Consider the following 18,359-nt stretch of genomic DNA (forward strand, 5'->3'; position numbering starts at 1 on the left):
AGGTGCACCCACCCGCACACCGCCGCGGAGGGTGTTAGATGCGGCGGGCGATGGGCAGGGCGGCGGCGGTGAACGCGACCGCCTGCTGCCCGACCAGCCGCCTCGTTTCGCAGGAGGCTTGGATCGCTGCCTGCTCGATCGCCGCGACCGCGGTGTCGAGCTCCTCAACGGTGGGGGCGGTGACGGCGATGAGGCCGGTGTAGCGCAGCACCCCGTGCCCGGCGGTCAGGTCGGCTTCCTGGCGCAGCACGTCCTCGTACTCGGCGGTCTGGGAGGCGTCTTGGATCTGGCCGATCTTCGCCCGCTGGGCGCGGTCGCTGATGTATTCCACCTTCTTCTTGCGGATGTCGCGGACGGCCTGGTCGGTTCTGAGCGGGGTGCAGATCAGCGAGATCGACCGCTGTATCCCCGTCGACAACGTCACCGGGGCGAGGAACCCGGGATAGACCATCGCGCGGGGCCATTCGCTGATCCAGAGCACGGCGTGGTACCCGGAGTCGGTGCGCAGGCGCTCCCACGTCTCGGCGACCGCGACCGGGCCGGCGGCGGCGAGGTCCTGGCCGAGCTGGCCGTGGCGTTCCAGGGTCGGCCCGATCGCGGGATCGTAGGCGGTGCGCAGCATCACCGCCAGCTCACCCGTGGACAGCCAGCCGGAGGGGGTGAGGTCGGCGGCGCGGAGCGCGGAGTTGAGGGTGGTCATCTCCTGGCGGAGCACGTTCGCCGCACCTTTGAGGCCGCCGCCGGCGGTGCGGATCTGCCGGCCCGCCGCCTTCATATCCAACGACAGCGACAGCGTCGTGGCGTGGCGTTCCCCGGCAGGCCCGGCCCGGTCGATCAGCTCGCTATAGGTGGTCGAAGCCCAGGAGGTGTCGTGGGTGCCGTGTTCGGCCCACCATTCGGCGAGCCCCTGCCCGGAATCGGGCAGGGTGCGTTCCAGGACTTGGAGGGTGGCGACGCGGCCGGAGCGGCAGATCGTGGCGAGCACGCGGCCCCAGGCGGTGACGCGGCGGTGCTGCTCGGAGGGGTCCAGCAGCACGAACGCCGGATGCGTCACCGACACCACCACGGTCAGCGTGTTCGCGGTCGGGTCGTGGATCATCCCGGCCCCGGTCTCGGGGTGGGTGTACTCGCGCAGCCGGGCCATATCTCCCGGCAGGGCGAGCGTGCCCTCGGGTCTCGGGGCGACGATCCGGCGCCGGTAGGCGAGCTGTCCACCGGTGGTGCGCCAGGCCCACCAGGCGCAGACGGGTATCCATTCGACCAGGGCCCGGCCCCCGGTCTTCACCCAGGTCAGGGCGATCGCAACCGCCCAGATGGGGGCGGAGTAGGCGATGAGGATGCCGCCGCCGGCATACAGCGCTCCGATCAGGGAGGCGCCGCCGATGCCGAGGGCGATCATCTGCGACAGCGACAGGCCCAGGATGAGGCCGCGTCGGGTGAGGCGGGAGAACTTCACCGGCACCAGCTCGCCGGTAGTCGTGGTGGTGTCGTCGGTGCGGGGCATCGCCTACTCCTTCCCGCCGGCCGGGCCAGGGTCCGCCGGCGCGGGGGCGGCCGGTTCGGTCGGGGTGTTCGGCACCGGCGCCGACGGAGCCGGCAGCGCACCGCCGCCCGGGCCGCCGTCGCCGTTACTGTCGTTGGTGGTGTTGCCGGTGTTCTGGGCTCCCGCGGCGGCGGTGTCGGCCTGGGTGCCTACCTCGTGGCCGGCCTCGGGGCCGGCCTCGGCGGCTTCTTTGGCGACGATCACGCCGGCCACGACCGGGGCGGCAGGTCCGCTGCTCGCGGCGGTCTCCGTTCCCGCCTCGGCGGTCGCGGTCTCCGTGCCCGCGGTCTCGGTGCTGGCGGGCGGCTTCGTAGGCGGGCTCCCACCCCCATCACCGTCACCCCCGCCGTCTCCGCCGCTGGAGCCGTCGAGGATCTTCTTCGGGCCCTCGCCGCCCCGGGTGGGGACCGGGAGGGGCCGGTTCATGGCGTTCTTGGCGTCCTGTTCGGCGCCCATGGTGTTGTAGAGGTCGAAGCCCACGAAGCTCAGGAGTCGGTAGACCATGTAGGGGGCGAAGGCCGCGATGCCGAGCAGCACGATCCCGGCGATGGGCTCGGTCACCGCGGTTAGGCCGGCGTCGATGGGGGTCGCGACCTGCGTGATCGCGACCAGGAACACCACGACGAGCACCAGCTTCGAGACGATCAGGGCGATCAGGAACGTCACCCACTTCCCGATCCACCCCTTGGTCACATCCCACGACGCCCCCGACAACGCCAGCGGGGCCAGCACCACGGTGACGAGAATCAGCGCCTTGCGGATCAACAAGCTGAACCAGACGATGCCGATCGCGGCGATCATCAACCCGGCCAGGAAGATCGACACGATCGCGCCGACGCCGGGAGCCGTGATGTTCAGCCCCGCGAGGGCGCCAGCGAGCAGGAGGAGTTGGTTGCCCATCGACTCGGTGGTCTCCCCGGCGGCCTGGATGAGGCCAATGCAGAGCTGGTCGACGATCTCCAGCAGCACCGTCGTCAACGTGATGACCACGAAGCTGCCGAGGATCGACTTGCCCGCCCCGAGCGCGGCACGGGACAGGGCGCCCGGGTCGCGCTGGATCATCCCGGTGATCAGTTGCAGGAAGAAGAAGATCGCGATGATGAACAGGGCGATCCCGAAGACGATGTTGTAGACCGAGACGAACCCGTCCTGGTTCAGGTCGACCAGGGTGGTGGTGTCGAAGACGGTCCACATCGTCTCCATCAGCCAGGCCGCGGCCCCGGCCATCGAGGAGGCGAGCCAGTCGAACGGGGCGGCGATCAGGGACGCGGTGCCCTCACCGACGGCGTCGCACACGTTGGAGATGACGGGGATGTCGCACACGCTCACGGCGCACCCCTCCTTTCACACGCAGAAGAGAGGGGTTAGACCTGCTGGCCGACCGACCAGCCGAAGTTCACCAGCGCGACGGCGGCGCCGCAGATCACGGCCGCGCCGCAGGAGATCAGCAGCCCCGTCTTCCCCCGCCCGGCGAGGTGCGGGTTGGACGAGTTGGAGCCGTAGGCCCAGACGATCGCGGAGACGATCAGGGCCAGCACGCTGAGGATGAGGCCGACGGTCATCACGGCGCCGACGATGGTGCGCAGCTGCTCGATGCCCGGCAGTCCGCTGGAGTTGGGGTCGATGTCGATCACGATGTGCCCTTTCACGAGACGAGAGACAGTTCCGACCGCCAGGTGCACCACCCGCGCCCAGGGGCGCACGAAAGACCCGCCCCGAGGTGCCGAAGCACCCGAGGGGCGGGCCAGAGAAAACCGAAGACGGCCGCGGCGGGGTTAGAGCTGGTTGCCGATGGTGATGAGCCAGTTCAGCCAGGCGACGCCGGCGCCGGCGAGGATCGCGCCGGCGAAGGAGACGAACACGCCGGCCCGGCCACGGTGAGCGAGCTGGTAGTTGCCGTTGCTGGAGCCGATCGCCCAGCAGATGCCGGAGACGATGAGCATCAGCACCGCGACGATGAGCACGAACATCAACAGCGCGCCGGCGACCTCCCGCAGGTCCTCGATCCCCGACAGCCCCTCGAAATCCGGGAACACTCCCATCACGCCTCACCGGCTTTCACGGTGATGTGGAGGTGGTCGAAGTGCCCGCCGGTCACATCTGAGGGGTTGTGCATCTCGCCGCCGCTGTAGTCGCGCCAGCCCTCGCCGGCGCGGTTGACGTTCCAGATTTTGCCCTGCCAGATCAGGTATTCGACGTCGAGGGTCTCGGCGTGCTCTTGGAGCCAGTCGGTGACCTGCCACCCGTACTCGAGCTGGGCCGGGGTCGGGTACTGGCCGATCGCGTTCCCGAACGCCACATCACAGGCTCTGCCGATCGGGTGCTCGGACTTGCTGCCGGGGCGGGGCGAGTAGCACGCCCACGTCGACTCCGGGAACGCGGCGAGGGTCTGTTCGTAGACGCTGCGCATCCGCACCGTGATCTGCCCATCCGTGGTGGGGTCGTCCACCAGCTCGTCCGGGTCACCGTCGACCGGGGCCGGATCACCCGGCGTGCCCTGCTCGGTGTCGCAGTCCTCGTGCTGTCCGGGCGGGGTGACGTCGGACTCGTCGAGGTCGGCGGCGTCATGGTCGTTGAGCCACTTCGCGGGATCGATGTACTCGCCGTCGGTGCCGCCGTCGCGGACCTCGAAATGCAGATGCGGCCCCGTCGACATCCCCGAGCTGCCGACGTCGGCGATGTGCTGCCCCGCCCGCACCGTGTCACCCGGCGCGACGTGGATGCCGTCCTCCCAGGAATGCGCGTACGCGGTCGCCATGGTCTTCCCGTCGATGCGGTGCTCGATGACGACGAGACCCCCGTAGCCGCCGGAGAACTCCGAGACCGTCACGGTGCCGTCCGCGGCCGCGAGGATCGGGGTGCCGTCCGGGGCGGAGAAATCGTTGCCGGTGTGGAAGGACTGCTCCCCGGTGATCGGATGCGTCCTCGGCCCGAACGGGCTGGTCGGCACCCACGTGCCCTCCGGGAGCGGGAACACCACCCGCGCAGACTCGACCGGCTCCGCACCCACCAGGACCGGGGCACGTGCGGGGCCGGGATCGCCGCTGGCGCTGCCGCTGCCGGTGAGGGCGGCGAGGATGTCTTCGGCGACGGGCTCGTAGTTGTCGTACCGGTCCGGGAACGCGCTGACTTCCACGGCTTGGGCGGCCTCGCCCTTGCCCATCTGCTCCCAGCCGGGAATGTCCAGCAGCCCCCTGGGTGAGCCGGTGTTGGGGCCGCCCGGGCCACCATAGAACGCGGCGGCCTGATAGTCGGGGTCCATGAGCTCGGCGACGGTGCCCCACCCGGAGGCCGGCCGCATCTGAAACAAACCGAGGGAGTCGTGATCCGAGCCGTCGCCGTCGTTCGGGTACTCGCCGCTCTCCGGATACGCGGAGGTGTTGGCGAGCATCCGCATCCGCGACTCGGTCAGCGCCGCCATCAACGCGATCACGATCCCATCCCGGCCGACCCCGTCGGTGGCGTTGCCGGTCTCGATGATCGTGGCGGCGTGGGTGAGCTCGGCCTTGCCGAGGACGATCTGTTCCCCGTCGCGGGTGGTCGAGGTCAGGTCGTCCGGCACGTCGCCGACCTGCACGCTGCCGCCGGGGGCGGCGCAGGAGGCGGCGGAGGGGTTGACGAGCAGCCCGACCGAGACGAGGACGACCATCGGGCCGAGCAGGACGAGGGCAGCGAGCCCCGCGATCGCTTTGCGCAGCATCAGAGTCTCCTCATGTCAGCGCAGGGGCTGGTCGAGGACGGACAGGCGCAGCAGATAGCACGGGTCGCCACCCGGCGGGCAGGTCAGGAAGATCGTGAACGCCACCTCATGCGCACTCGACGTCGCCTCGTCATTCCAGATGCCCTGCCGGTGGCGAACACCCTCGATCGTGTATGCCGTCGTGCCGGGCGCCAGCTGCCCCGGCTGCGCCTGCGATTCGGCCTCCGCCCACGCCTCCGGCACGAACACGTTGGTGATCTCCAGGTGCTGGGTGGTGGAGTATGTGCGCAGCTCGACCCAGGTGTCGCGGTTCGGGAGGTAGCCGGCGATATCCGAGGCAAGACCCGCCTGCTCGATCCCCGAGGGATCGGCAACCTTCAGGAGCACGCTCGTGTAATCCAGCGGCATCAGCCCGCTGGTCGTATCCCACCCGAACAGCGCCTCGGCAACGTGCCGGGCGAACGCCTCCGCGTCGTCGGTCTCGGGGATCGGCGCCAGCTCCCGCGGCCCCCGGTCCGTCGTGCCCGGTGCGGTCGGTGACGGGCGCGCGGGCGGCGGGTCGCTGGTGGTGCGGGGGCCGGAGACCAGGCCGTAGACCCCGACGCCGACCAGCAGCAGCACGACGACCGCGGCCGAGATCAGCACGACCAGCCGGCGGCGGGAACGAGAAGCATCTGTCGAGTTCATGCCCACCAGGTGCGCCCCGACGTACATCCGCCCCGGCACCCACGCAGGGATCCGGGGCGGCGAAACGAGAGAGGTCAGAGGGCGCGAAGATGCCGCACGCCACCCTCACCCTCTTCACGGTCTTCGTCGTTGGTCTTGCGGTCGCGTGCGGCGCGGAGGGCGGTGGCGAAGCGGGCGGTGCCGTCGGCGATCGTCAGGAACATCTCGATCTGCTCCTCGGTGAGCTCGCCGGCGAGCACGGCCGGGTCGTAATGCGTCCACCAGTCGGCCAGTTCGCCCCAGATCACGACGAACGAGCGGGCCGTCCACACCGTGAGGCCCGCCGGCGCGGGAACGGCCGTCTTCTTCGTGCGGCGGGGCCGGTTCTTGGCGCGGGTGACCGCTTCCTGCGCGAGCCGGTCCAGCTCCGCATCCCGGCTCCGGGCGGGATCGTCGATGAGGGCGCGGACCTCCTCGAAGATCGGATGCACCGGCGCCCCCGCCTCGATCCGCGCCAACGCATCCAACACGACCGCGCGGGTGTCGTCGGGTAGGTCGTCACGTTCGGCCGCCTGCTGGATCGCCTCGATCTTGTCCAACGTCCGATACGACGCCGCTCCCGGGATCATCGCCGCCGCCTGCTGACGCGCCTCACCCGCCGGAGCCGGTGACGGTGCCGGAAATTTTCCGCCACCGTGCTCCCCACCCTCGCCGTTCTCGGACGGTTGGTAGTCGCTGCTGAACCGGGATGCTTCCTGACGACGGGCGGCGTCCTCGGCCAACAGCTCCTTGAGCTCCCGGTACAGGCTCGCTGCTTCCAGTGGGGTGAGGTCCTTGTGCAGGAGGTTGTCGTCCTGCTCGGCGAGGAGATGCCCGAGCCGGTCGGAGATCCCTTGCCGCACCCACACGTTCACGGTGCGCCAGCCGAGCTGCTGGATCGCGGCGAGCCGGCGCCTACCGCACACCAGCACCCCGTCCGGGGTGATCGTCGGGGGCTGGAGCAGCCCGTCGCGAGCGATGGACGCGGCCAGGGCATCGATGTCGCCCAGGTCGGTGCGGTGCCGGTTCCCGACCCGGATCGACGACACCGCCCGCTCCAGCTCGATACTCATCGCCGACCCCCGTTCCGGGGTGCCGCCAGTGACACGGTGAGCACGAGGTCGTCGTCGTGCAGCAGCACCGGCAGCGTCTCACCGATCAACAACCTGAGCAGGATGCCCCGCCCCGCCGAGGTCGCGGCGACCCCGGGTGCGGGGTTGCCGAGCAGTGCCCGCAGCAGCGCCGTCCACGACGAGCCGGGCAGGTCCAGCAGGGCACGGGAGTGCTTGTCGCGGCGCAGCACCTCGAACGCAGACTGCCGCGATCCCGCACGGGCGAGGGCGTGGCAGACATGCTCTACCGCAGCGCGGGCCGTCTGGGCCGGCCAGCCGAGGACGGTGACGAACGCGATCGCGTCCTCCACCGCACCAGACGCCGACGTGACCACCCCGGCCGGCTCCACCACCTCCCTCACACTCCCGTTCTCGTCGTGTTCGTCGTCGGGGTGGGGGTCGGTGATGTGGAACGCGGGATGGTAGTCATCCAGCGGGTTCTCCCGGTCGGAGAGACGTTCGGCGTCGTGGAAGACCGAGTAGTGCGGGCGGCGCGCCTGATGCGTCGAGCACAGCAGGCCTTGGGCGCGCTCCTCGGCGATGCAGGTGATCCGCACCGCGTGGGTGACCACGCCCCACGGGTCATCGGCCTCGCGCGCGGAACGGGTGCGCATCACATCGAACGCGGCACCCGCCGCCTCCCACGGATCAAGGCCATGCTTACGCGCCAGAGCGGCATACTTGTCGGCCGCGTAGGCCATCAGCTTCGCGGCGGTCGGATCGGTGCGCCACGCGCCCGGCCCTTCCGCGTGCAGCCGGGCCAGCAGGGCGCGCAGGCCCTCGCCGATCGTGTAGTCCTCGCCGCCTCCCGGGGCGGCAGCCGTCGTTGTATGCGGAATCATCTCGGCACCTCCTGCCAGGCAGGTGCACGCCGACTCCCACGAGCAGCCGGGCGGTCAGGGAAAGAACGTCGGATCGTAGACATGACGGCTCACCCCGGTCAGACCCGGCGCCTCGGGCGCGGGCTCGTCGCGGCCGAATGCCGAGACCGGCGGCAGCCGCCTCGCACCCGCGGCGAGCTGCCGACCTACATACTTGGCGCTGACCGCAATGCCGTGCCAGGTCCCACGAGCGAGCTTGGCGTTCAGGTCGAGGCCTCGCCGCGACACGTAGCCGCTGCCACGGGCGATCAGATCGGAGGCGCGCACCCAGTCCACCCCGCGCGTCGGCTTCTCCACGTCCACGCCCTCCGCGCTTTGCTTCTCGCGGTCGACGTCGGCGGCCTGGATCGCCTCGGGCGCCACCCCCGCCGACGGGTCACGCCGCTCCGGCCCTGCTGCCTCGGATGGTGGCGGCTGCTCGGGCGACTGCTGGTCGTGCGGGTGCTGTTCGGTCTTCATGACGGTTCCTCCTCGGAATGTTCAGGTGGGGTGCCGGCCTCCTGCGGGCCGGACGACTCAGACACCTCGGCCTCGGGCTGTCGGGGAAACCAGCGGCCCACGGTCGAGGGGTGCACAGCGAGTTCGCGGGCGATCTGCTTGTTCGACCAGCCCGCCTCCCGCAGCCGCGCCGCCCGCGCCCGCCGACCAGAACCAGCCACCGTCGGAGCCGACTCGCTGGCCTCGGGCGTCACGCGCGCGGTCGGCTCTACTTCGTCCTCGTCCTCGTGCGGCGGTGAGGGATCGTCGGGCTCCGGCGCCGAGCGCGGGGACGGGTTCTCGGGCGCGGTGCCTGCCGCCGGCAGAGCCGGCGGAGGTACCTCCGTCTGAGGCGGTGTGGTCGTGTCGCGGGTGGAGCGGATGAGCACGACGGTCAGATGGGTGGAGGCCAGCAGCACCAGTGGCGGGACGGCGGCGACGGTCGCGGCGAGCAGGCCCGGCACGGACGCCTCGGCGGTGACCAGGGCGTGAGCGGCGTTAGCGGTCACCGACATCAGCGCACCCGCGATCAGCAGCGCCCACGGATACCAGGCCGCCCGGCGCCCATCGAGAGCGACCACGGCGACGGTTGCGACCACGATCAGCCCATCGACCAGCAGCGGCCAGATCCACGCCTGCCCAGCCCCGATCCCCGAGCGCACGGCGAGGTCGGCCAGTGCCGTGAACGACAGCCAGAACGCGCCGGCACCGATGAGCACAGTGCCCGACGCGGCCGTGACCACCACCCACCCGCGCCGCCGATTCATCACAGCCCCCTCACAGGCGCGAGCCGCTGCTTCGGGGCCGCGTCACGCGCTGGGTTGGGGCGGGACACCCTCGCCTCACCAGCTGTGGGCGGGGTGCCGTGGATGCGCTTGTAGCCGGAGGTGACGGTGCGGGTGATCTCCCGCGGCCCGAAGTCGGGCTGCTCGACCGTGAGCATCGCGTCCAGCGCCTCCCGATACGGCACGCCTTCCTCGGCGAGGACGCAGGAGGCCCAGAACAGCTTCCGGTTCCGGTCGGTGCGCTCTCCGCCCAGCCAGTTCGCAAGCTTCTGCGGATCAGTCCGCCCCTGCCCGTGCGCATGGGTTGGGAATCGGCGCGGCGGGCGGGGCGGTTCGAGGAAGCCCCGTAGCCGGCCTGCGTCCAGTGGGTGTGCGGGGTCGGTGCCGAGCTCGGTGATCCGGTAGGGCACGGTCTCGCCGTCGATCACGCGCAGCGAGGGTGGGGCGACGATGTAGCCGCCGTCGCCGCGGAAGTCGATCCCCGCATCTCCGGCCTGCCACGACCGCTGCTCAATCTCTTCGGCGGCTGGGTAGTAGAGGTGCAGGCCGCCCGTGGGCGAGCGCACCAGAAACTCCCAACCGGTCACGAGGCCGTTCCGGTCTGCACGGTTCAGGGCGTCGTAGCCGTTCGTGCCGTGCACGTCCACATCCACCACAACCAGGCCCGAGACGGCGCCGGTGGGTATCCCGATGTTCGCGTGCGGGGCACGGCGCCACCACGCCTCGACCTGGCGCAGGTTCGTCGTCGCATCCCGGAACCCACGGCCGTTGCGGATCAGCGGCACCTTGTCGCGCGGCGCAACCGGGAACACCGGCACCATCGCGGCAGCGAGAGAGCGGGCCGCGTGCGGGAGTGGCTGCCCGGTGGCGTTGAGGAAGATCGCCGACAGGTCGCGGGCCGTCATCACAGCCCCCGCTCTGGTGTCGCGAGCTCAGGATGAGGCTCCTCGGCCTCCCGCGCCGGCGTCTTACGGCTCCGGTCGCGCTCCGGGGTCTGCCGCTCGGATGTCTCCTGTGTACGGCCGGGCGGGACGCCGTTGCTCGCCTGCTCGGTATCGAGCCGGTCGAGCACATCGAGGGCGGTCTTCCGTATCCGCTCGCCGGCCGCCTGGACGATCTCGACGGGGTTCTTCCCGTCGACGTTCGCGGCCCAGCCCGCGACGTATGGGATCGTGTAGTCCGTGGTGTCCATTCCGTGGGCAGCGCCGATCATCAGCGCCACCGACTCGGCCTCGACCTCGCCGATCCCGCGATGCTGGCGGGCGGCCTCCTGGGCTGGGCCGTGCATGAGGACGTGGGCGAGCTCGTGGGCAAGGGTCTTCACCTGGGCGGCGTCGTCCATGTTCGTGCGGACTGCGACCTGCCGGGTCTCGTAGTTCGTGAGACCGTTGGCGCCGTGGATCATGCCCTCGTGCGACACCCACAGCAGCTCGAACCCCTCCGCATGCACCCGCCGGGCCAGGCCGTCACGAAGCCCGGCCGGTGTCTCGCCTTTGAGGATCTGAGGTTCGGGCCGCTCGGGGATCGGCTCGCCGCTGGTCTGGGAGACATCCCAGACGTAGGTCGGGCGCACCCCGGCCATCTTCGAACGCACCGTCTCGCCTGGCTTCGGCTTCTCGCCACGCTTCAGGCGCCGCCACGATGCGGGATCGGAGGGGCTGGCGGAGGCGAATTTGCCGGTGACCGGGGCGAGAATCTGGTACCCGGTCTGGCCTTTCTCGACCTGGCGGCCGAGCTGCTGCCACTGTTTGTACCCGGCGACATAGGTCGGGAACGGCGAGGGTACCCGGCCCTGCTCGAACGCCGTCTGGTGCTGAGTCCATATCAGCAGGACGTTGTTGAACGATCGAGACCGGAACCGCGCCGCGAACCGCAGCGCCTCCGCCCAGTCGTCGCCCGCGACCAGGTGCTCAACCGCGCCCGTGAGCCTCTCTTGCAGTTCCTCGAGCTTCGCCTGCCGCGCTGCTCTCGCCTCCTCGTTCGTCGCCATGACACACACCTCCTCCCGGCGAGGCCCGCGGCGTGAATCGCAGGCCCTTGCGACCATGAGGTACGCCGGGAAGAACATGAGAACGAGACAGGCGCCGGATGGAGACGGTGACCGTCAAGCTCCGCGATGAACCCGACGAGTCACAACCGGACTACCGGATGAGACGGTCGATCGGGCGGCGTAGGCGCCATCCTGCGGATATCAACCTGAAGGATGCGTAGATCAACCGGCTCGTCGTTTCCCGGCACGCGTCGCAATCGTGGCTCGATACTGGCTCGGGGGCGCCCCGATAGCTCGCCGGAACTGGCGGGCTGCGAAGTCAGCATCCCGCCAACCGACCTCCTTCGCGATGGTCCCGAGCGGTGTGTCCGTGTTCCGCAGGAGGAGCGCCATCCGTTCGACGCGGAGCATCGTGAGGTACGCGATCGGAGACTTTCCGAATGCCGCGGTGAACACGCGCCCGAGCTGCGACGGAGACAAGTGCGCTTGTGCCGAGAGCTCCGCCAGCGTCCACCGATGGGCGATATCGGCTCGCATCAGGGCCGCAGCCCGATGAGCCTCGCGACGCAACGCAGTGTAGGGACGGTGGCGAGGGGCGGCAGGGTGAGATGTTCTGCGCGACGAAGCCGTCTGTACACCGGTCGAGCCCAGGTATGGGACGATCACGTCCAAGATGTCAGACAGCCGCGCTTGAGTCCGATGAAATGTCCCAGGTCCGGGGTTCTCGATGCTGAACCTGCTGAGTTCATCGAGCCAAGGCCCGAGGATCTCGGCGTGTTTCTCCCCAAGCCGGAGAAGCTGCGTCGACTCGGAGCAGCGGGACGCGAAGAGCTGTTTTGCATCGAAGCGATCGCACATGTAGTGCGCGTACTTCCAGAACGTCATGTCAACCAGGTAGTCCTGATCGATATACACGGTGGTCGTTCTGACTGTGCCCGCAGGTTCCATCCCACAGAGCATGTGCGGGGCCAGTACGATCACGTCGCCGATGTTGATGTGATGGCGGCCGAAGTCACCGAACACGACCGCCGATCCATCGCGGACAACGATCAACTGCACGCAATCAAATGCCGCTGGCGACGATGCGGCGCGATCAGAGCGGGTGCGCGCCATGACAGGCACGTACTTTTTGACGGCACATGCTCCAAAGGGCGACTCTCTCCGGTCAACGCGTGCCACCGCAGCTGGGGAACCTTACGAACAACCGGCAGAACCCCGGCATTCGCTGCGCCGTGAACGTGACGACGAGAGTGATCTGCGACGAGCCGACTGTCTCTAAACGGGGCAGCTCTGGTGGAGGGTATCGCGTAACCTCGCGCCCCCTGTTCGACACGACATCTCGTGTACGAAATGGGCAGACTATAGGCGCCATACGTCGCCTAGAACGATTGCATGTGCGGGGACGACGCGGTTCCTCGCCGACGCGACGCGCGAAGCTGAAGCGGCAGGAGCAGTACGCGCTCGCCGAGCCGGGTTGCTGCCGGGTTGCCTCCTCCGCACCATGACCATATTATTATCGAGTATGCAACCAATCGCAAGAGAGAGAAGGATGGTGGTGGTCCGCTCCTATCGTCGCTGCCAGCGGCGATCGCCTCCCGCCGACACTGCCCGCTCCGCGCATGGCCCTGCATCCGGGCGCGGGTCCCGCGTTAGCCCAGGGCTAGACACGAAGGAGTAGTCGGTTGGACCTACAGTCAGTCGCGGGGTTCGCTCTGATGTCGTTCGCGTTGATCGTGATCCCGGGACCGAGCGTGCTGTTCGTAATCGGGCGTTCGTTGGCTCTCGGTAAGCGCGGCGGCTTGCTGAGCGTGCTCGGCAACGAACTTGGAGGGATCCCCCTGGTGCTGCTGGTCGCCGCCGGCGTGGGCAATCTCGTCGCTTACTCGGCTCCGGCGTTCCTCGCCGTCAAGCTGTTGGGCGCCGGGTATCTCGTCTACCTGGGAGTTCAGGCGATCCGTCAAAGGAAGATGGGTCTGACGCTGGGTGCTACCGAGGTCGACCGTCATGTCTCGTCCTGGCGCACTCTGCTGCAGGGGATCGTCGTGGGCGTGACCAACCCCAAGACGATCGTGTTCTTCGTCGCCGTCCTTCCGCAGTTCGTGAATCGGGGCACCGGAGGCGTGCCGATCCAGATGATGATCCTGGGCCTCGTGTTCACTGTGATCGCGTTCTGCTGCGACGCGTGCTGGGTGCTGATCGCCTCGGCGGCTCGGCGCTGGCTCGCCACCTCACCGCGACGTATGGCCACCATGCGCGGCGTCGGCGGCGGTGTGCTCATCGGCATGGGGGCCACACTGGCGCTCACGCCCGCCAAGAGCTGAAGGGGTGCAGATGCGATGCGAACTCCACGTCAGTGCGAGCCGAACGAGCGTCGCCCAGCCTGTCAGCGATAGTCACAACACCTCACGTACCCATATTTGACCTAAGGCAGTTTTCATGCTTGACGCATCGTTACTCCCACTCGAAAGTCAGAGCGTACGACTGCGTGCGATTGAGTCCGATGACGCCATTGCCTTCGCTGAAGGCGCCGCCGATCCAGCCGTGCGCAAGTACGGGCACCTTCCGGAATCGGAATACACGCCCACGTCGGTCAAGAAGATGATCGTACGGGAGGCGGTTCCCGGCCTGACTCGCGGCGATCTGGGAGTTCTTGCAATCGCAGACAGCTTTACTGACGCATTTGCAGGCAGTCTCGTTATCTTTAATGTCACCGAACTGTTGGGGGAAGTCGGCTTTTGGATTCACCCTGCCTACCGTGGGTCAGGGTTGAGCATTGCCGCCCTGAATCTCGCCGTCCGATTCGCCCGAGAAAGTGGACTGCAGGAACTTACCGCTCGAACCGTGCCAGAGAACTCGGCGTCACAACGTGCCCTCGTCAGAGCCGGATTCATCTTCCGAAGGCGAGGGGTTGGAGTTGCACCCTCCGGAAATGCCTCCGAATTTCTGAGCTACTTCCGCGCCCTTGGCTAGTAGGTTGTTGTCCGAGCGCTTACGCGTGATCTTGTCGGTACCCTGCTCGCATGCTGGACCAGCTAAAGAGTGAACTTACTGCCTCCATCTGACGATGAAGTCCGCGCTCACACTCACCAAGAGCTGAAAGTTGCGCTCCAGGGAGAGCGAATTCTAATCCTCGTAGTGCGATCCGAACGAGCGTCAGCGCTCTCAACGTTCACTGCCCTTTCGCCCGAAGCGTGCGAGCAGGTGCCACGCGTACTTCACGGTCTGCGGATCCTGCTTGCCGCTGCGTGCGGCCTCAGCAAGGCGATCGGGCGTCAACGTGCGCGCCAGGCTCTGGGTGAGCCGTACTGGCTCCTCGCCTCGGTAGTCTCGGTCCAACCAAGCGGTGTCGACGCGGAATCCGTGATGGAACTCGATAGGGCAGCCGAGCTGCTCTGCGTACTCGCGAACGACTCCGTCGCGATGGCAGAGGTCGAGTACGAGCGCCTCGACATGCGTGGCGAAGAACACGGGCCTGTGGACGTGGGCTTCGATGTAGTCATCGAGATAGTCCTGACCTCCCTGGTCGGCGAGTTGCACGAGCCGTGGCAGTTCGGCCTCCCCGCCCACTTCGGTGGGGTCGTGGACGCTGTCGGGGAAGCAGAAGGTCGACCAGGCTGCCGTTTCTGGCGTGAGGCGGAAATATGCGGACCCGAACCTCGGCGAACCGCCATAGAGGTCTCCCCTCCTGTTCCAGGCACCGTAGACCGGCCGCGTGTGAGCGGGGAGGCTGTCGTATTGCCCCGCGAAGAGCCGGCTCTCCCACCGGAATCGATCACCACCCGGATGCGCGGTCAACCCACCGTTGCTTGTACCGGTCTCGAACTGCGACCGATACCTGCCATCGTGCACCATCGACTCGATGACCAGACCGTCGCGATACGGCCAGTCGGGATGGAACTGCAACGTCACGCGGGCCACTCGTCGGGCGAGACCGCCCGGGGCGCTGCCAGGATCCGCGTCGGGCGTGGTCATGCATCTTCCTTGCTTCGATTGGGTCGACTCGCTAATATTATCGACTATGCAACTAATCGCTAGTCTGCGAACCGTGGGAACATGATGGCAAACCGCGAAACTCGTGACCCCGTAGCCGGCCAGTCTGGCTCATCTGTCCGTCGTATGGCGGCCCAAGCGTCGACGCTCGAACTGATCCTGCACCCGCTGAGGTTGCGGATTCTGCAAGCGATGACAGGACGGACCATGACCACCGCGGAGCTTGCCGGACTCTTCGAAGATGTCGCTGCTGCAACTGTCTATCGGCATGTCAACACCCTCCTGGATGCCGGGGTGTTGACGATCGTGTCCGAACGACGGGTGCGTGGGGCGGTGGAGCGCACGCTCGCGCTCGTCGAAGATGCGGCACAGATGAACGCCGAGGACGCCGCGCAGATGTCCGAGGAGCAGCATCGGCAGGCGTTCACCGTGTTCCTTGCTCATCAGGCGGCCGAGTTCGACCGTTTCATCGCACGCGACGATGAAGCGGCGATGCCGCTGTTCGGTTACGGGCAAACCATCCTGCACCTGACTGAAGACGATCTCGGCGACGTCCAGGAGCAGCTCAGGACCGTTCTCGAACCCTATCTCCGCTCGCGCGGCGGTCTTGACGAACATAGAGTCAGCCTGGCGACGCTCCTTATCCCGGAAAGTACAAGCCAGGACGACTGACGCACCACGGTTGCCGCCATGAGAATGGCGACTACCCGAGATGAAGAGGAGCCACTCGATATGCCTCTGGAACAGCTCATGTCTCTGGGCTCGGCCCGTCCGATCGTCCGGTGGGGCGAAGACGATGTGCTACATCGGCCGGCCAGACGGGTCACAGACTTCGGCCCCGATCTGTGGAACCTGCTCTGCGACATGTTCGCCACGAACACCGCCGCGGACGGCGCCGGTCTGGCTGCACCGCAGATCGGCGTGGACCTTGCCGTGTTCGTCTACGAATGCCACGACGCCTTTGGCCGTGAGCGCCGGGGCCTCGTCTGCAACCCCACGATCGCGCTCGCCGCAGAGCCGGAAGAAGAAATCCTTGGAGAGGGGTGCCTCTCGCTTCCCGGCGCATACCTGCCGGTCTCTCGCCCCGGTTTTGCCGTATGCCACGGCTATAACCAGTTCGGTGAGCCCATCAAGGTCGCCGGAACCGGAACCCTCGCACGGTGCCTGCAGCACGAGACCGACCACATCAATGGCATCGTGATGGAAGACCATCTCACGCCGGCTGAGCGCCGCGACATCCACCGCCAGCATAAGAAGATCGCCAAGCGATACCCCCGCACCTGGCCCGCGTAGGCCATCTCCTCGTACCCGCTGCGAGGCGCTCGGCAAGCATCGGGTCTCGCCGGGCGTCGTCCATGCGGCAGTCCTTACAGCCGGAAGTCCCGCAGACTCCGATTCGAGGCCACGAGAAGCGATGCTGGGAGCGCGAGCGCACCGAACGCCCCGATGACGGCCCCCATGCCGAAAGCCTCCCCGGCGAATCCGACCAGCGGCGCCACGACGAGCTGCGGAGCTTGCTGTACAAACAGCAGCAGACTCTGAAACCGCGACAACATAGTGGCCGGTGCCAGGAGCAGGTATGTCGGGAACGCGTGAGCAGTGAACAGGACGACGCCCGCGCCGACGAGGACCGTGGACGACACCGCGACCTCCAACCTCGGTGCGATCGCGAGCAGACCGAGGCCCAAGGCGATGATGATCGGGCCGACGAACATGGGCTTCCAGGCGTTGGTCAGCGTTCCCTTCCAACCGAACCACGCCGTGCAGACGAGCCCGCCTGCGATCCACCCGGCCTCGATCAGACCCGCCTCGCCCGCCGACCATCCTCGCTCCCGCGCGGCGAGAGGGATGCCGAGGGCGACGACGGGGATGACCGCACCCGCAATGATCGCCACTGACGCGAGAAGCGCCGGAACGTCCTTTCTCGATCGCACGGCGCTCATCGCATCGAGAATGCCGCGGACGCCGAGTCGAACATCTGACGGCTGAACCCGACGGGGGACGCGGATCAACAGAAGGACGCACAGCATCACCGCTGCACCCGCAGCCCCGATCCAGGCCACTCCGGCAAGCGTCAGCATGCCGATCAGGAATCCGCCGAGCGGCGGGCCTATGGTGCGCGCCAGCTGACCTGCCATTCCCACGCGAGCCATCGCCGTGCCCAGCTCACGGTCAGCGACGAACAGCCGCGCGAACACGGCAGAGGCTGGGCGGAAGAAAGCGGACGCGGTTCCCATCGATGCCGCGATGACGAACAGCAACGCAGGAGACGTTCCGCTGCTCCACGCCACGGCCGCCAGGATCGCGGAAATGGCGACCAGCCCCAGGCTGCTGACGATCATCGTTCTGCGCGGTCCGACTCGATCGGCGAGCAATCCGCCCAGCAGCCCGAGCACCACGGCCGGAGCCACAGTCAGCGTGAGCACCGCGGATGCAGTGTCAGGGCCATAGGCCGACGCCGTCCACGTCATCGCGAACGCGAGAACCGCCAACCCGAGTTCTAGCCCGAAGGATGCGGCGAGCCAGGCTTGCAGGCTTTTCGGATAGCCGTTCGTCATGTCGATGCCCATGGAGGGCTCGGTACTCGTGACTCGTCAGTGTGTTGCAGCATCGGGCGCTTCCATGCGGCTCGCCGGCCCATCGTCCGGTATCAGCACCATTCCCAGAGTCGTTCGTGCCTCTCGCCCGGTTCGCGGTCGAAGGTGAGGTCTCAGAAGCTCACGGAGGCATTCCCGAATGTGCCGAAGGTCCTCATCGGTGACGTACAGCAAGGTCTGGCTGTAACCGAAGTCCGGTGTAACGGACCCCTTCGTGGATTCGATAAGGCGGTCGAACTCGGAGGCTAAACGCGCAAGGAACACCACGAACGCCCGCTGGCTCTCGTGAGTGGGCGAAGGATGGATCGTGTTGATGTCAGGAGGACGCGCGCCGTCCTCCGAGAGAGCGAGTTCGCGTTGGGGTGAACCGTGGCGAGAGCGCTTTGGTATGACCGTGAGCACGCCGCTGGCGATGAGCGTATTCACATGTCGGTACACCGTCGTGGCGGCGACTCCTTCGACGAGAGCCGCCAGCTCTGAGACTGTGACTCTTCGAGAGGCCACTGCCTGCAAGATGCGCAGTCGTACCGGATGGAACAGCGCTTCGAATGAGTTCAACTCACCACTCATCCAACTCCT

Annotated in this window: 20 protein-coding genes; 4 read left to right on the plus strand and 16 right to left on the minus strand. The window is 67.8% G+C overall.

Annotation, left to right across the window (positions count from 1 at the left end):
• Window positions 1–34 precede the first annotated feature (34 nt).
• The 13 genes from ABD240_RS02275 to ABD240_RS02335 form a co-directional block, all read right to left on the minus strand.
• Window positions 35–1,504 carry an SCO6880 family protein gene (locus tag ABD240_RS02275; RefSeq protein WP_344334769.1) on the minus strand — a complete coding sequence of 490 codons (1,470 nt, stop codon included), beginning with the start codon at window positions 1,502–1,504 and terminating at the stop codon, window positions 35–37.
• A 3-nt stretch (window positions 1,505–1,507) separates the two neighbouring features.
• Window positions 1,508–2,872: a conjugal transfer protein TrbL gene (locus tag ABD240_RS02280; protein ID WP_344334770.1), complete on the minus strand. Its 1,365-nt coding sequence runs from the start codon at window positions 2,870–2,872 to the stop codon at window positions 1,508–1,510.
• Window positions 2,873–2,907: 35 nt separating this feature from the next.
• The gene (locus tag ABD240_RS02285) at window positions 2,908–3,192 is read right to left on the minus strand and encodes a DUF6112 family protein (RefSeq protein WP_344334772.1); all 285 of its coding nucleotides are present in this window, start codon (window positions 3,190–3,192) and stop codon (window positions 2,908–2,910) included.
• A gap of 126 nt (window positions 3,193–3,318) precedes the next feature.
• Window positions 3,319–3,585 (minus strand): DUF6112 family protein, encoded by a 267-nt coding sequence (locus ABD240_RS02290; protein ID WP_344334774.1) that lies wholly within the window; start codon window positions 3,583–3,585, stop codon window positions 3,319–3,321.
• Entirely contained in the window at window positions 3,585–5,243 is a 1,659-nt protein-coding gene (locus ABD240_RS02295; protein WP_344334776.1) for a M23 family metallopeptidase, read from the minus strand. Before ABD240_RS02295 ends, ABD240_RS02290 begins: the two co-directional genes overlap by 1 nt.
• 15 nt (window positions 5,244–5,258) lie before the next feature.
• Entirely contained in the window at window positions 5,259–5,930 is a 672-nt protein-coding gene (locus ABD240_RS02300; protein ID WP_344334778.1) for a hypothetical protein, read from the minus strand.
• 74 nt (window positions 5,931–6,004) lie between these two features.
• Complete coding sequence (locus ABD240_RS02305; protein WP_344334780.1) at window positions 6,005–7,021, minus strand: ParB N-terminal domain-containing protein; 1,017 nt, start codon at window positions 7,019–7,021, stop codon at window positions 6,005–6,007.
• Window positions 7,018–7,902, minus strand: coding sequence for a hypothetical protein (locus ABD240_RS02310; protein WP_344334782.1), 885 nt, complete (start codon window positions 7,900–7,902; stop codon window positions 7,018–7,020). The genes ABD240_RS02305 and ABD240_RS02310 overlap by 4 nt, the downstream gene beginning before the upstream one ends.
• Window positions 7,903–7,956: 54 nt before the next feature.
• Window positions 7,957–8,400, minus strand: coding sequence for a hypothetical protein (locus tag ABD240_RS02315; RefSeq protein WP_344334784.1), 444 nt, complete (start codon window positions 8,398–8,400; stop codon window positions 7,957–7,959).
• Window positions 8,397–9,185: a DUF2637 domain-containing protein gene (locus tag ABD240_RS02320; protein ID WP_344334786.1), complete on the minus strand. Its 789-nt coding sequence runs from the start codon at window positions 9,183–9,185 to the stop codon at window positions 8,397–8,399. Before ABD240_RS02320 ends, ABD240_RS02315 begins: the two co-directional genes overlap by 4 nt.
• Entirely contained in the window at window positions 9,185–10,108 is a 924-nt protein-coding gene (locus ABD240_RS02325; RefSeq protein ID WP_344334787.1) for a bifunctional DNA primase/polymerase, read from the minus strand. Before ABD240_RS02325 ends, ABD240_RS02320 begins: the two co-directional genes overlap by 1 nt.
• Window positions 10,108–11,193, minus strand: a complete 1,086-nt coding sequence (locus ABD240_RS02330) for an ArdC-like ssDNA-binding domain-containing protein (RefSeq protein ID WP_344334789.1) — start codon at window positions 11,191–11,193, stop codon at window positions 10,108–10,110. Before ABD240_RS02330 ends, ABD240_RS02325 begins: the two co-directional genes overlap by 1 nt.
• Window positions 11,194–11,415: 222 nt before the next feature.
• Entirely contained in the window at window positions 11,416–12,306 is an 891-nt protein-coding gene (locus tag ABD240_RS02335; RefSeq protein WP_344334790.1) for a helix-turn-helix domain-containing protein, read from the minus strand.
• 602 nt (window positions 12,307–12,908) lie between these two features.
• Between ABD240_RS02335 and ABD240_RS02340 the strand changes: the two genes are divergently transcribed.
• Both ABD240_RS02340 and ABD240_RS02345 read left to right on the plus strand, forming a co-directional pair.
• A complete protein-coding gene (locus tag ABD240_RS02340) occupies window positions 12,909–13,514 on the plus strand; it encodes a LysE family translocator (RefSeq protein WP_344334792.1) in 606 nt (201 codons plus the stop codon).
• Between the two features lie 115 nt (window positions 13,515–13,629).
• Window positions 13,630–14,163, plus strand: coding sequence for a GNAT family N-acetyltransferase (locus tag ABD240_RS02345; protein ID WP_344334794.1), 534 nt, complete (start codon window positions 13,630–13,632; stop codon window positions 14,161–14,163).
• A gap of 192 nt (window positions 14,164–14,355) precedes the next feature.
• Here the strand turns inward: ABD240_RS02345 and ABD240_RS02350 are convergent, their stop codons facing one another.
• Window positions 14,356–15,165, minus strand: a complete 810-nt coding sequence (locus ABD240_RS02350; protein WP_344334797.1) for a DUF3626 domain-containing protein — start codon at window positions 15,163–15,165, stop codon at window positions 14,356–14,358.
• A gap of 81 nt (window positions 15,166–15,246) precedes the next feature.
• Between ABD240_RS02350 and ABD240_RS02355 the strand changes: the two genes are divergently transcribed.
• Together ABD240_RS02355 and def are read left to right on the plus strand one after the other, a co-directional pair.
• A complete protein-coding gene (locus tag ABD240_RS02355) occupies window positions 15,247–15,855 on the plus strand; it encodes a helix-turn-helix domain-containing protein (protein WP_344334799.1) in 609 nt (202 codons plus the stop codon).
• 60 nt (window positions 15,856–15,915) lie between these two features.
• Window positions 15,916–16,476 carry a peptide deformylase gene (gene def / locus ABD240_RS02360; protein WP_070638034.1) on the plus strand — a complete coding sequence of 187 codons (561 nt, stop codon included), beginning with the start codon at window positions 15,916–15,918 and terminating at the stop codon, window positions 16,474–16,476.
• Window positions 16,477–16,550: 74 nt separating this feature from the next.
• On the opposite strand, the gene ABD240_RS02365 is transcribed toward def, so the two are convergent.
• Both ABD240_RS02365 and ABD240_RS02370 read right to left on the minus strand, forming a co-directional pair.
• Window positions 16,551–17,753, minus strand: coding sequence for an MFS transporter (locus ABD240_RS02365; protein WP_344334800.1), 1,203 nt, complete (start codon window positions 17,751–17,753; stop codon window positions 16,551–16,553).
• 24 nt (window positions 17,754–17,777) lie between these two features.
• Entirely contained in the window at window positions 17,778–18,350 is a 573-nt protein-coding gene (locus ABD240_RS02370) for a helix-turn-helix domain-containing protein (protein ID WP_168165730.1), read from the minus strand.
• Between the last annotated feature and the right edge of the window lie 9 nt (window positions 18,351–18,359).

The organism is Brevibacterium salitolerans (assembly GCF_039531405.1).
GTDB lineage: Bacteria > Actinomycetota > Actinomycetes > Actinomycetales > Brevibacteriaceae > Brevibacterium > Brevibacterium salitolerans.

Excerpts from the sequence above, each read along its gene's own strand:
- ABD240_RS02370 (WP_168165730.1), bottom strand. The coding sequence starts at position 18,350 with ATGAGTGGTGAGTTGAACTCATTCGAAGCGCTGTTCCATCCGGTACGA.
- ABD240_RS02290 (WP_344334774.1), bottom strand. The coding sequence starts at position 3,585 with ATGGGAGTGTTCCCGGATTTCGAGGGGCTGTCGGGGATCGAGGACCTG.
- ABD240_RS02345 (WP_344334794.1), top strand. The coding sequence starts at position 13,630 with ATGCTTGACGCATCGTTACTCCCACTCGAAAGTCAGAGCGTACGACTG.
- ABD240_RS02315 (WP_344334784.1), bottom strand. The coding sequence starts at position 8,400 with ATGAAGACCGAACAGCACCCGCACGACCAGCAGTCGCCCGAGCAGCCG.
- ABD240_RS02320 (WP_344334786.1), bottom strand. The coding sequence starts at position 9,185 with ATGAATCGGCGGCGCGGGTGGGTGGTGGTCACGGCCGCGTCGGGCACT.
- ABD240_RS02340 (WP_344334792.1), top strand. The coding sequence starts at position 12,909 with ATGTCGTTCGCGTTGATCGTGATCCCGGGACCGAGCGTGCTGTTCGTA.
- def (WP_070638034.1), top strand. The coding sequence starts at position 15,916 with ATGCCTCTGGAACAGCTCATGTCTCTGGGCTCGGCCCGTCCGATCGTC.
- ABD240_RS02310 (WP_344334782.1), bottom strand. The coding sequence starts at position 7,902 with ATGATTCCGCATACAACGACGGCTGCCGCCCCGGGAGGCGGCGAGGAC.
- ABD240_RS02305 (WP_344334780.1), bottom strand. The coding sequence starts at position 7,021 with ATGAGTATCGAGCTGGAGCGGGCGGTGTCGTCGATCCGGGTCGGGAAC.
- ABD240_RS02365 (WP_344334800.1), bottom strand. The coding sequence starts at position 17,753 with ATGGGCATCGACATGACGAACGGCTATCCGAAAAGCCTGCAAGCCTGG.
- ABD240_RS02355 (WP_344334799.1), top strand. The coding sequence starts at position 15,247 with ATGATGGCAAACCGCGAAACTCGTGACCCCGTAGCCGGCCAGTCTGGC.
- ABD240_RS02350 (WP_344334797.1), bottom strand. The coding sequence starts at position 15,165 with ATGACCACGCCCGACGCGGATCCTGGCAGCGCCCCGGGCGGTCTCGCC.
- ABD240_RS02325 (WP_344334787.1), bottom strand. The coding sequence starts at position 10,108 with ATGACGGCCCGCGACCTGTCGGCGATCTTCCTCAACGCCACCGGGCAG.
- ABD240_RS02330 (WP_344334789.1), bottom strand. The coding sequence starts at position 11,193 with ATGGCGACGAACGAGGAGGCGAGAGCAGCGCGGCAGGCGAAGCTCGAG.
- ABD240_RS02275 (WP_344334769.1), bottom strand. The coding sequence starts at position 1,504 with ATGCCCCGCACCGACGACACCACCACGACTACCGGCGAGCTGGTGCCG.
- ABD240_RS02335 (WP_344334790.1), bottom strand. The coding sequence starts at position 12,306 with ATGGCGCGCACCCGCTCTGATCGCGCCGCATCGTCGCCAGCGGCATTT.
- ABD240_RS02295 (WP_344334776.1), bottom strand. The coding sequence starts at position 5,243 with ATGCTGCGCAAAGCGATCGCGGGGCTCGCTGCCCTCGTCCTGCTCGGC.
- ABD240_RS02300 (WP_344334778.1), bottom strand. The coding sequence starts at position 5,930 with ATGAACTCGACAGATGCTTCTCGTTCCCGCCGCCGGCTGGTCGTGCTG.